Below are 12,580 nucleotides of genomic sequence, written 5' to 3' on the forward strand. Positions count from 1 at the left end.
TGAGTGTTTAAAAATCTATTTGCATACCTACCGCATAACTGCGTGCTGTTGGGAACCCTGTAACCTGATCAGGATCAATACCAGCATTATTGGCCCTCCAGATAATACCGATATTGTTTACATACGCGTAAAATCTGCAGGCCTGTATGGATAAGCGGTTTCTTTTTTTCAATGGAGCATCCCAACTTATTCTTACATCATTGAAACGGATATGATCGCCTTTTTCAATCAGCATAGTTGAATATTGATAGAACTCATCGCGCGCCGGAACAGCGGGATATACAATGGATGGAATATTGCTCAATAATTCATCGCCCGGGTTACGCCACCTGAGTTGATAATCTGAATGCATAACAGGAATGCCAGACATGGATGCATTAAATGCATTGTTATAATGGATTGAATTTCTTCTGAAATAATATCCTGCAGCGAATGCCATGTTTACAGATAATGACCAGCTTTTATAGTTGAAATCATTTCTCCATCCACCAAAAAAAGTAGGACGACCCGATCCGAAATATTTTAATTCACTAATATCTGCAGGCGTAACGAGACGTGTATAGTTACTGCTTGAAGAGCCAGATAACCAACCCAATGGGTTACCATTGCTGGGATCAAGTCCGCCAAATGGATAAGCAAATACCGCCGACCATGGCTTTCCTTCCAGCGGGTTTGATGTGATATTGGTGATATAGGCTTTGGTCTGACCCGGACGAACCAGGTAACGTTTTATCTCATCTTTATTATAGTTGAACAACAACTGTGTATTCCATTTCAGTAAACTATGGAGTATGGTTGCATTCAGTGTTACATCCAGACCTGTGGTACTCAGGTCGGCAATATTTTGTCTGAACTGGCTGATACCACTCTGTGGTGCAACAGGACTGGCGCCAATCAGGTTACGTCCATTTTTATGATAGTACTCAATGCTACCGGAAAAACGATTTTTTAATACAGCGAAATCGACGCCCAGGTTCAGCATATAAATTTTCTCCCAGGCCAGTTCAGGATTGGGTGGGTTAATTAAAAAAGCGGTAGGCTGAGAGAATACACTCGAAATGCCAATACCTGCGGTAGTAAATGCTGTAGCAGATTTATCAATATTACCACTCACACCATAGGTGGCCCTGACTTTTAATGCATTGATCCATGCTAATTTAAACCAGGGCTCTTTGTGAAGCTGCCAGTTGGTTCCTGCGGACCATAATGGTACAGTTTGCTGATTGGCATTTACACCAAATAAATTGGAAGCATCTTTTCTGGCACTAATTGTAAACTGGTATCTTTCTTTATAACTGTAACCGAGGTTACTGAACAGAGAAAGATACCTGTCGATTGTCTGGTTCTGAGCATTGTTTAGTGGTATTCTGGTAGAAAAATTGAATGGAAGAGAAGGAAAATTGCCCAATGGGTTGATGTCAATATCAGTTGCATTTTCTTCATTCACACCATATTTTCTGTAAGTTTCCCTGCGGGTCGAAATCTGCCTGATTTCAGTACCGGCAAATACATCGAGTCTGTGATGATTCTTCCATCTTGTTTGATACATGACTTGAGTACGGCCGTTATGACTTGTTAGGCGTTGCTCAGTTCTGTCGAGAATATCTCCAAACGGAATGGCATACGACGGCACTCCTGTAACATAATTCGGTTGAGTATACCGGTTAATTAAATCTCTTGTAAAAAAACTCTCCATTCCCTGCAGGTTGCGTGTTTCTGCTGAACCTGTTTCAACCTGATAACTGATTTGTAGATTCAATCCGTTTCTGATGCGCCATAATAAAGAACTGAGAAATCTTGTATCAAATCTTGTTGTTTTGTTATTTGTATTTCTGATATCATCATAAGGTTTATTATGCCATGGCAGCAATTGACCCTGGCCAATTGTATCAAGCCATGATTTGCGATAGTCTTTATAAATAGGCAAAGCATCTCCATTATCATCTACAAGTCGTTGGTAAACCGGGTAACTATTCAGGTAAGCGGTGGAAGCTGCGTTGTTATGAGACATTACTATATTCATGTCTGCTGTAAAATCTAGCTTGTTTGGAACCAGTTGTAATTGTGTTTTACTTCTCAGTGTAACCCTGTTGATATCATTTTGCAGTTGCGAGAGTTGCTGGTTATCCCAACCTGCCGAGAAGTAATATTGAGCTCTTTCACTGCCTCCTGATATATTCAGGGCATATTGCTGTGCAACTGATGGTCGATAGAAATAACGGGTAAGCTCTGCACGGTTATCTGTTTGTAAAAGTTGTTGAATTTGTGCGGCAGAATCTGTAGCGGTTATTCTTCCCGCTCTTCTGTCATCAAAAATGGTAACAGCCGGCGAAAGACCGGGAAAACGCTGATTGATGCGGTTATTGTAATATCCACGTTCAAACAGAAAAGATTCCATTTCAACAAGTGAAGCAGCATCTGCTGTTTGCTGGTAATAAAGATCAGGTTTTTCTCCAATGGTAATATTACTATTGAAGCGTATCTTAGGAGCAGGAGATTGTTTTGCTTTTTTGGTAGTAATCACAATTACGCCATTACCTGCCCTTACACCCCAAATAGAAGCTGCCGCTGCATCTTTCAATAAAGTGATTGATTCTATGTCGTTGGGGTTGAGTTGGTTGATATCACCTTCAAAAGGAAAATTATCAACCACAATTAAAGGTTCGGTATTGGCGAGAATGGTACTGCGGCCTCGTATTTGTATGGCCGACTCATTGGCATTGGCTGTTCGGTTACGGTTAAAAATTAAACCGGAAGCAATGCCATCCAGTCGATCGAGAACAGAAGAACCTACTTTCCTATTGAAGAGTTCAGTATTGATTTTGGTGAATGATCCTGTTGCTCTTTCGGCAGGGATGGATTGATAACCCGTTTGCACTTCAACTTCCGCCAGCAGATCTGTGGAAGATTCTAAACGGATATCAAGAAAAGATGCATTGATGATACTGATGCGACGGGTAATAAATCCTGTGTGGCTGATTACAAGTGTATCAGGAAATGATGGGATCGACAATTGGAAATGTCCTTCTTTATCAGAGAGAATACGGGTACCTTTTGAAACCAGGGACACTACTGCATCGGCAATTTTTTCGTTATTGCCCGCAGACCTGATCTGCCCTTTTAGCAGGGTGGTATTTTGTGCAAAGCTGAGCCATGGGCAAAGCAATGCCAGTAAGCAAAATGTTCGCATTTTTTGCAGTTGAGAATAGTGAGATAATAGAGGTTACAATAAGAGAGGGGATAGAAACTATACGGGGTTTTTCGGCTTTTTGGCATACTGGGTCTGCAATAAACACCAGGCGGAGCCAAGAGGATGAATGTGTGTGAGCTGGTTTTTCATATTAAAGGAATGCCATGGGTCAGGATGTCCGAATCGCAGGTGAAAAAACCGGGGGGTGTTTTTGTAATGACAAACCCTGTTCAGAAGCAGATAACGCAGAACGGTAGCCAGCGTTTCTTTCGAAACAACGGGTATCCTTATTCCTAAATCTGTTCTTGTTTGCAGGATCTGCATGTTTTGTTATTGATGATTGAATGCTGAGAGTTGTACAGGTATTGCGTTTCAAAGCTTTTCACTGCATAACTCAGAACAAATATTTAATGATGCGCTATTCACCAGTATAGTAAAAAGCCTATTCAAATATAACAAATTTTCTTAGTCATGACTAAGTGGACAGGTTTTTTTCTTTCCCGTCTTTGCAGATATAATGGTGAGTAAGAATTTAAAAAATAAAGTAGACTGGTTTGTGATCAACAAAATCAAGGAGATCAGAAATGAACTGGGTATTTCCCAGGTTGATATTGCTGTGCATCTCGACGTGTCTTCAGGCTTTATTGGACAGGTAGAGAGCCCTAATTTCCGCACCAAATACAAAACATCGCACCTGAATGAAATTGCAAAGTTGTTTAATTGTTCTCCCAAAGACTTCTGGCCAGAGAAACCACTTTAGATATTGCATATAAAAGACTCCACCAGAGACGTAGTGAAATAATAAGATATTTCATCACACATACAAAAGAAGTAAAATCATTTTCCTGACAGTTAAGTGACAAATACAGGTAGTTATTTCTGATTGCGTAAATCGAATTCCTCATTTAGATACACAACTGCATACTGCACAAATAGTTTTGCGGCCTCAAAACAATTTGTATGCAGAAAATTTTATCAATATTAATCGGTCTGTTTGCGTTCACTTTTGTGTTTGCAAGCGAACTGCCCGAAGGAAACAGTGTGATTAAAGGAAAGGTTACTACTACTGATGGAAAAGCAGCAGTAGATGTAAGCATTCAGTTAAAAGGCTTAACCAAGGGAGCCATCACCAACGAAAATGGTGAATTTATAATCAGAGGATTGAACGCTGGCAATTATGAATTGCAGATTTCACTGATCGGTTACAAAGAAGTAAACAGAAAACTTACACTTACAGCCAATCAAACCAATACCGTTTCCATTCAGTTGGAACTTACGGAACAGCAACTTACGGAAGTCATTATCAGAAGCGGCATTCGTTCTTACAAAGCAGGAACTGTTTCATCTTCACTTCGTGTTCAAACACCTTTACTCGAAATGCCACAGAATATACAAGTGGTAACGGCTAAAGCACTGTCAGATCAGCAAGTCATCAGCATGAGTGATGGGGCCATTCGCAATGTAAGTGGTGCTGTAAGAATGGAACATTGGGCCGATATGTACACCAATATCACCGCACGCGGCTCACAGATACAGGCATTTCGCAACGGCATCAATATGGTAAACTCCTTCTGGGGTCCTTTAACTGAAGACATGAGCTTTGTAGATCATATTGAATTTGTAAAAGGTCCGGCAGGTTTTATGTTAGGGAATGGAGACCCGAGTGGCTTGTATAATGTGGTGACCAAAAAGCCAAGCGGACATACCAAAGGCGAAGCATCCTTCACCATGGGAAGTTTTGACCTCTATCGTGCTACGCTGGATCTTGACGGGAAGTTAAATAAGGATGGAAAATTCTTATACCGTTTGAATATTGCGGGTCAACAAAAAAAATCGCATAGGGCCAATGAATATAATGACAGGTATTCATTGGCACCAGTGATAGCTTATCGTTTCAACGATAAAACAACACTCACCGCAGAATATACCTGGCAAAACGCCCGAATGAGCGATGTGGGTTCCTATTATGTATTCTCAAGAGATGGTTTTGCTACTTTACCTGTTGGAGCAACTTTCTTACCCGCTGGTTTGCCAGGTACCAATATCAACGACCATACCATTTTACTAAACCTGCAGCACCACTTCAATTCCGTCTGGAAGCTGACGGCACAAACCAGTTACAATGCTTACAAACAGCAGGGTAGTTCCATGTGGCCTGCTGCTGTAAACAGCAATGGTACCATTCAGCGTGCTGTAAGTAGTTGGGATGCTAAAAGTAGCATTACTGCAGCACAGGTATTTTTAAATGGGAATATGACTACCGGCCAGGTACAACACAGAATACTGGGTGGCGTTGATGTATCGAACAGAGAATATTTTGCCGACTGGGGTCAGTATCACTTACTAGATACAGGCAATGCTTTGTTTGATACAAGAAACCCTAATCTTGGCAGACCTTCTAATGGTTATCCTCAATTCGATTTCAGTACACCACTTGAGCAAAGAGCAGTTGCCGCAGGTGGTACCATGGATATGCGCAATACAGGGATTTATCTGCAGGATGAACTTGGATTTTTTAACAATAAACTCCGCTTAACCATTGCAGGTCGTTATACCACTATTTCACAATCTGAATGGGGAGCTGCACCAAAAACAGCCGATCGCTTTACACCCAGAATAGGAGTAAGTGTTTCTCTCGACAAACAAACTACTGTTTACGGTTTATTCGATCAGGCATTTATTCCACAGGCAGGTAAGCTGGCAGGTGGAGGTTCGGCAAAGCCCATCACAGGTAGTAATATGGAGTTCGGGTTCAAGCGCGACTGGGCAGGTGGAAGATGGAACACGGGTGTAACATTCTATCGCATATTGAAAGAAAATGAACTAACGGCTGATCCGTTTAGTCCACCCGCTTCAGGACTGAGTATTGTAATGGGACAAAAAAGAGCACAAGGTATTGAGTTCGATCTGAAGGGGCGTATTGCAGAGGGACTTGACCTTGTTGCCAACTATGCACTCACCGATTCGAAAATTACCAAAGTAGCCACTGGTGTTACTTCCATGAAAGTAGGTGATGTAGTACCTGGTTACGCGAAGCATACAGCAAATATCTGGCTCACTTACCGTTTGCAGGATGGTGTATTGAAAGGACTTGGGTTCTCTGGTGGATTGAGTTTTCTGGATGGGCGTAATACGTATTGGGATATTTCACCAGACCCCACCAAAGTGTTACCGACTTACACCAAACTTGATGCCGGCATTTCTTATGAAAAAGACATGCTGCGTTTGAACCTGAATGTATTCAATGTATTGAATCAGTATTTGTACAACGGATCATACTATCAGTGGCTCACCGCCTACAACTGGCAAACAGAAGCACCACGTAATGTACGTTTCAGTATTGCTTATCGGTTCTAAACAAGATTATACTATATGCGATTTAAAAAATGGATCGGTAAAATACACCTATGGCTCGGACTCTCGTCCGGGCTTGTGGTTGTATTTCTGGGTATCACTGGTTGTATACTGGCTTTTCAACAGGAAATAGAATCTGTTACGCAGCCCTATCAATATGTAAAAGAGCGAAACGAAAAAATATTACTGCCATCGGTTATCAAACCTATTGCCGAAAAACAGGTGCCGGGTAAACATCCACATAGTGTATTGTATGAAAAAGGTAAAGCAGCTAAAGTGATTTTCTATGGAGATGATTACTACAATCTGGTGTATGTTGACCCCTATGATGGAAAAGTGCTGAAGACGAAAGATATGAATCTTGATTTTTTCAGGATCGTCATCATCGGTCATTACCAGTTATGGTTACCCGTTGCAATTGGCCAGCCCATTGTTGCAAGTGCCACACTTATTTTCCTGGTATTGATGATTACAGGAATCATTTTATGGTGGCCAAAAAACAAGGCGGCCCGAAAACAACGTTTTAAAATTAAATGGAACGTTCGCTGGAGAAGAAAAAACTATGACCTGCATAATGTACTCGGCTTTTATATGAGCTGGGTAGCCATTTTTATCGCTATTACAGGATTGGTGATGGGTTTTCAATGGTTTGCCAAATCGTTCTATACTGTTACTTCGGGTGGTGAAACGATGAAAGCCTATTATGAGCCGGTATCAAAAAAACAGTTGACAAACGACCCGTCATTTTCGGCTGTTGATGAATTGTACAAAACAGCAGCAGCAACTTACACAGACGGACAAACGATAGAAGTGCATTATCCTGAAACGGATAGTTCAGCAGTGGCACTCGCTATTAATCCACTTCCCGGAACCTATTGGAAAGTGGATTACACCTATTATAACCAGTACAGTTTGGAAGAAATGGAAGTAGATCATCCTTTTGGACGGTTTGCAAATACATCCACCGCCGATAAAATTTACCGCATGAACTACGATGTACATGTTGGCGCAATAGGAGGTCTGCCAACCAAGTTGCTGGCTTTTTTTGCCAGTCTGATTGCTGCCAGCTTACCAATTACCGGCTTTATGATCTGGTGGGGAAGAAGAAAAAAACAAGCGCAACAATAATCAGTCATTCAATTCATATAAAGAGCAGTTGATAAGGAATTCCGCAATTCATATCAACTGCTCTTTCAAATACAGCGTAGTCTTTAATGATATTATGCCCCATCCTATCGGGTTCTTTTGAAAATTACTTTTTTTATCCTGTCGGCATCCAGTGATATGTTATCCTGATGATCCATCTGAAATGTATAATTCCCTGCAAGCATTTTAGTGGGTGTTACGAGAAGACCTTTATAGTTTTTGCCGCCTGATTTGATATTGTACTCGTACTGCTTTACATGTTCAATCTCTAATTGAACATCGGTTTCGGTGTTGAAGAAATAGCCGGTCCATACTTTCTCATTAAACCCTGCCCATGAAACAGAAGGCCGGATGAGGCTGTAAGGTGCATGACTGGTATAATAAGCAGTCACTTTCATTTCACCTTTATCATTCACTTCAAAAACCTGTTTAAAGGCGGGATCATTTTTCTGATGAAAAATATTGTCAGCCTCCCTCTCAAGTGCAATATCATTCCTGCCTGATCTTTTCAGGTACAATACATGATTGATCAAAACAAACTGAAAACTGAAATTATTTTCAGTCAGATAGGTTCCGGTGATTTGATCTTCGCTTATATATTTTCCGATGTTTGCAGGTTGTGTAACAAAAGTTGGTTTATTGTCTGCAATGTCTAATAGTCGATCGGCCATTTGCCTCGACTGCATGGAGGGGATCGCTTTACCTGTATTGGTTAAAGTAATGATGGATAATTTTTTTTCAGGAAACCGCATTACAGTGGCTTTCCAGGCACCTGTAGCCCCTTCATGAAATGTATAGTGAAACCCTTTGTAATTCCCGAATTCCAGCCCAAAACCATATTGAGAAGTAAGTGTTGAGTTTACAAGTTGCTGGCTTTGTGCAATCAACTCTTTTTTTATACCGGCAGGTATTTTACCCTGTACAAGCTGTTCCCATCTTGCCTGATCGCCGAGTGTTGTAAATAAATTTCCATCACCACAAATATTCCATATCCATTTATAAGTGGTCCAGGTGTTGAAGTTAAAATAAGCTCTTGCAATGGGACCTTTAATCATAGTATAGTCATCTTCAAAAGAAGTATGAAGCATACCCAGTTTTTTAAATAATGCTGATGTTACAGTGTTGAATGAACTGCCGGAAACTTTTTCTATCAGTAACGCGAGCAGGATATAATTGGAATTACTGTATAGATATTGTGACCCGGGTGTAAAATTCAGTGCCAGTTGTTTTTTAAGCATGGCTAATGCATCCTGGTTGCCCAAAGAATGATTCCACCATGTTAATCCCTTTAATGACCATAAATCATATACATCACGGATACCACTGGTATGGGTTAATAGATGTTCAATGGTAAGCGGGGAACTGATACTGGTAAATAAATCGGGAAAATACTTTCTGATATCATCTTTCAATGAAAACTTTCTGCGATCAGCAAGGTCCAGTATGACGAGTGCGGTAAATTGTTTGGCATTTGAGGCGATATTAAAACGTGTATGTGAACTGATAATAGAGCTGTCGGTAAAATCGGCATAACCTGCATATTTTTCATATACCAGCTCGCCGTTACGGATAATGGCAGTGGCGATACCTGGGGCTTTGGGTGGAACATCCTGTAAGGCAATGCTATCGAGTTGTTTGGTAAGTAGGGGTGAAAGACCCGTTTGGGCCAGCGTTTTAATCATAAAAAAACAGGACACAAACAGAGAGCAAAAAAATAACCGATGAAGTATGCGCATAATTTTTATTTGTACGAAAATCGGATGCGACTGTTGTTGAAGGGTTTCAAATCATGATTTGAAACCAGTTTTATCCATTTTTTCCATGTATTCTTTAGGTGTCAGAGATTTTAGCCGTTTAAATGCCCGGTTAAACGTTGATTTGGAATTAAAACCCGCATCATAGGCTATTCCGAGTAAGGTTTGTGAATCGGCTTCTCCGGCATCCATCTTTTTGATGACTTCCTCAATCCGGTAGGTATTCACGAAATCATTAAAGTTCATCCCAAAACCCTGGTTAACCACTTGAGATATTTTTTTGCTATGGGTATCGAGTTGGTTGGCGAGGTCGCCAATCGTGAGTAAGGGATTTTCATAAAGCCGTTGCTCATTCATCAATACAGCTATTTTGTCTTTCCACTCAGCTATATCGGGCAGTACTTCATGATCTGCCTGAGATGGAATATTTTTTGTTTCCACTGTTTGATGAAGCGTTAAGGTTTGTTTTTCCCTGTCGGGATGATTAAATACAAGAAAGGGGGTAGCAGAAAGAATCGAATTCACATAACCACTGATGGAAACATAATAGAACAGTGCGGAGAAGCATAAATAGTACCAGAATTTTCTGCCAAATGCCGCCCATTCGGGGTTTAGAAGGAAGAAGAGTGCCCGCAGACCAATTAATAAGATAAAGGCGATCAGGAATCGTTGAGCCCATTTAAACAAAACAGAATCGGCAAAACTAAGTATCGCATAACTCAATGACCGGTATTTTCTGTATACACCCAGACTCGCGAAAAGATATAATGTTAGTGAAACAAAGCCTGCTACCTGGTACCAGGGTGCAAAATCCTTGTCTTTTCCATCGGCATAAAAATAAGCACTGTCCATTACCCATTGATCTGCTATAAATAGGACAATGCTGTATACATTGTATATAAAAGCAGGAATAAAATGAATCAGGTGTTTCTGCTGAAACCTAAACGATTGATCCAATAGGCTTCTTATATAAAAGAATAAAACGGGAGGTAAAAGCAATAGTTGTTGAAAGGGTATATAAAACAGGATATTCCGGTAAATACCTCCGGAATACCATCCCGCATAGCCAAGCATAAAGGGGGTAATGTATAAAGTGGAAATAAATGTAAATGCGCTTAGCCATTTATTTGCACTGTTGTTTTGCTGAAATCCCTTAACCAGTAAAAGAAGGGTAAAGACCAATCCATGAAAGAAAAAAATCAGCAGAAAGGAACTCTTTAAAGAAAAGTCGAAAAGCATGATTGTATGCGTTCAGTGTACATTTCGATGAAAATACGAACAACTTATTGCTAAAATGAATAAATGGTTTTTTGAGGAAGGATTATCTGCAGCCAGTAAAGGAAAATTAAACAATTCCTTCCTTATCCCATTAACGGGTAGCTGAATCAGCATGCAAATAAAAAAGCAAAAAAGCCACCCGGATCGGAGTGGCTTTTTTTATTGCTGTAGGGGGAGGGATCGAACCTCCACGAGGCAGTTAGCTATAGCGCAAAGTTCAGTGGTCGACCCTGGTCGCACCAACGTTGCCGTTGGAACGGCTCTACACTACGTTTGTCCTGTTATCCTCACCCCCGAGACAAGAGGGCATGTCTGCCAAAAATTTCATCACCCCACAGTATATAAGAACTACTTCTTTGTTTGATAACACAAAATTAAGGCAAATGGCTTATTTATTACAAATAATTCAATAATTATTTTGAAAATATAAATATTATTCAATAATATTGTTTATTAATTGAATTTTATCAAAAAATACCACTGAAAATGTCTGCCAAATTAAATCTTGACAAACTGGATTACCAGATCATCCAGGAAATGATGGAAAATGCAGAGATATCTTATGCCGACCTGGGCAAGAAACTCTTTGTTTCCGGCGGTACCATCCATGTACGGATCAAAAAACTTGAAGAGCTACATGTAGTGAAAGGTAAAAAACTATCTGTTGATCTCAAAGCCCTGGGTTATGATGTGATTGCTTTTATTGGCGTGTACCTCGAAAAAAGCTCATTATATGATACCGTTGCTAAAGAACTGAAAAAGATTCCGCAGATCGTCAGACTAAACTATACTACGGGTAACTACAGTATGTTCGCTGAAATCGTTTGTAAGGATATCCAGGAACTGCGTTATGTATTACACGATGAACTGCAAAAAATAAAAGGTATCGAAAGAACGGAAACTTTTATCTCACTCGAAGAAAGCCTCGACAGAAATGTAGTGGTACTCTCCGAAAACAGCTAAAAGATCCATCATTTAATTGTATTTTCATCAGGCATGAATCATTCATCATTCAATATGGCTGAAACAGCAGGTCTGATACAAAGTAGCTGGAAAAGAATTCTACTATTTACCATTCTCTCTGCACTTGTAGCAACCATTACTGTTTTTTTGATGCCCAAACAGTATCGGTCTACTGCAAAACTTATATCAGCCAATCCACAACTGGCAGACAAGTCGCGTTTGTTTAATGAAAACATACAGGGATTGTATTCTTATTTTGGATCAGGTGACGATCTCGATCGTATAATAGGCATCGCAGATCTTGATACTACTTATAAACAACTGGTAGATCAATATAAGCTGGTTGAATATTATCAGTTCGTGGATGATTCATTACAGATACGAAGGCGAAAAGCGGTTTTAAAACTTCGTGATAACCTCTCACTGCAAAGGACAGAGCAGGGACAGCTAAAAATTATTTGCTGGACCAGAGACAGAGAGCTTTCTGCTTCCATCATCAATACACTAATCAGTGTTGTAAAAAAGCAACTGGAACTAATATGGCAATCCAATTACCAGGCAACACAGCATCAACTGAATCATTCCATTACTCAAACAGAACAACAGTTCAGACAATTGAATGATAGTTTGTTAAATACATCTCAAGCCCAGGGAATACTGCTGCAAAAACATATGGAAACCTTGCTGGAACAATTGACCCAGTTCAGGAAAACTGCCGCCACACTTAAATTGATGGGTGAAACGGCTCCATCTGCATTGTATGTACTGGAACCTGCAGTACCTGCCGCTAAAGCAGAGCGTCCTGATAAAGCTGCTATTATTCTTGCTGCAACCATCGCAGGATTTATTTTTTCTTTATTGCTTTTATTGTTGGGTAATCGCAAACAATCTTAAC

The 12,580-nt window shown here is 40.3% G+C and carries 9 protein-coding genes; 5 read left to right on the forward strand and 4 right to left on the reverse strand.

The window, feature by feature from the left end; translation table 11 throughout:
* Nucleotides 1-7: 7 nt before the first annotated feature.
* Together ACH3Z1_RS06780 and ACH3Z1_RS06785 are read right to left on the reverse strand one after the other, a co-directional pair.
* Nucleotides 8-3,190, reverse strand: coding sequence for a SusC/RagA family TonB-linked outer membrane protein (locus ACH3Z1_RS06780; RefSeq protein WP_490821114.1), 3,183 nt, complete (start codon nt 3,188-3,190; stop codon nt 8-10).
* 57 nt (nt 3,191-3,247) lie between these two features.
* A complete protein-coding gene (locus ACH3Z1_RS06785) occupies nt 3,248-3,514 on the reverse strand; it encodes a hypothetical protein (RefSeq protein WP_490821115.1) in 267 nt (88 codons plus the stop codon).
* A gap of 196 nt (nt 3,515-3,710) precedes the next feature.
* On the opposite strand from ACH3Z1_RS06785, the gene ACH3Z1_RS06790 reads away from it, so the two are divergent.
* The 3 genes from ACH3Z1_RS06790 (at nt 3,711) to ACH3Z1_RS06800 (ending at nt 7,672) form a co-directional block, all read left to right on the forward strand.
* On the forward strand, nt 3,711-3,950 hold the full coding sequence (locus ACH3Z1_RS06790; protein WP_490821116.1) for a helix-turn-helix transcriptional regulator: 240 nt from the start codon (nt 3,711-3,713) through the stop codon (nt 3,948-3,950).
* Between the two features lie 200 nt (nt 3,951-4,150).
* Nucleotides 4,151-6,547 (forward strand): TonB-dependent siderophore receptor, encoded by a 2,397-nt coding sequence (locus ACH3Z1_RS06795; RefSeq protein ID WP_490821117.1) that lies wholly within the window; start codon nt 4,151-4,153, stop codon nt 6,545-6,547.
* A gap of 15 nt (nt 6,548-6,562) precedes the next feature.
* Entirely contained in the window at nt 6,563-7,672 is a 1,110-nt protein-coding gene (locus ACH3Z1_RS06800; protein ID WP_490821118.1) for a PepSY-associated TM helix domain-containing protein, read from the forward strand.
* Between the two features lie 104 nt (nt 7,673-7,776).
* Here ACH3Z1_RS06800 and ACH3Z1_RS06805 read toward each other — a convergent pair whose 3' ends face one another.
* Both ACH3Z1_RS06805 and ACH3Z1_RS06810 read right to left on the reverse strand, forming a co-directional pair.
* Nucleotides 7,777-9,426, reverse strand: coding sequence for a serine hydrolase domain-containing protein (locus ACH3Z1_RS06805; protein WP_490821119.1), 1,650 nt, complete (start codon nt 9,424-9,426; stop codon nt 7,777-7,779).
* A 51-nt stretch (nt 9,427-9,477) separates the two neighbouring features.
* A complete protein-coding gene (locus tag ACH3Z1_RS06810) occupies nt 9,478-10,683 on the reverse strand; it encodes a helix-turn-helix domain-containing protein (protein ID WP_490821120.1) in 1,206 nt (401 codons plus the stop codon).
* A gap of 525 nt (nt 10,684-11,208) precedes the next feature.
* Between ACH3Z1_RS06810 and ACH3Z1_RS06815 the strand changes: the two genes are divergently transcribed.
* Both ACH3Z1_RS06815 and ACH3Z1_RS06820 read left to right on the forward strand, forming a co-directional pair.
* A complete protein-coding gene (locus ACH3Z1_RS06815) occupies nt 11,209-11,685 on the forward strand; it encodes an Lrp/AsnC ligand binding domain-containing protein (RefSeq protein ID WP_295205694.1) in 477 nt (158 codons plus the stop codon).
* 33 nt (nt 11,686-11,718) lie between these two features.
* The gene (locus ACH3Z1_RS06820) at nt 11,719-12,579 is read left to right on the forward strand and encodes a hypothetical protein (RefSeq protein ID WP_490821121.1); all 861 of its coding nucleotides are present in this window, start codon (nt 11,719-11,721) and stop codon (nt 12,577-12,579) included.
* Nucleotide 12,580 lies beyond the last annotated feature (1 nt).

This window comes from Sediminibacterium sp. FW305-C-49 (assembly GCF_058231085.1).

Coding starts and splice junctions, on each gene's coding strand:
- ACH3Z1_RS06795 (WP_490821117.1), top strand. CDS start 4,151: ATGCAGAAAATTTTATCAATATTAATCGGTCTGTTTGCGTTCACTTTT.
- ACH3Z1_RS06805 (WP_490821119.1), bottom strand. CDS start 9,426: ATGCGCATACTTCATCGGTTATTTTTTTGCTCTCTGTTTGTGTCCTGT.
- ACH3Z1_RS06820 (WP_490821121.1), top strand. CDS start 11,719: ATGAATCATTCATCATTCAATATGGCTGAAACAGCAGGTCTGATACAA.
- ACH3Z1_RS06815 (WP_295205694.1), top strand. CDS start 11,209: ATGTCTGCCAAATTAAATCTTGACAAACTGGATTACCAGATCATCCAG.
- ACH3Z1_RS06785 (WP_490821115.1), bottom strand. CDS start 3,514: ATGCAGATCCTGCAAACAAGAACAGATTTAGGAATAAGGATACCCGTT.
- ACH3Z1_RS06800 (WP_490821118.1), top strand. CDS start 6,563: ATGCGATTTAAAAAATGGATCGGTAAAATACACCTATGGCTCGGACTC.
- ACH3Z1_RS06810 (WP_490821120.1), bottom strand. CDS start 10,683: ATGCTTTTCGACTTTTCTTTAAAGAGTTCCTTTCTGCTGATTTTTTTC.
- ACH3Z1_RS06780 (WP_490821114.1), bottom strand. CDS start 3,190: ATGCGAACATTTTGCTTACTGGCATTGCTTTGCCCATGGCTCAGCTTT.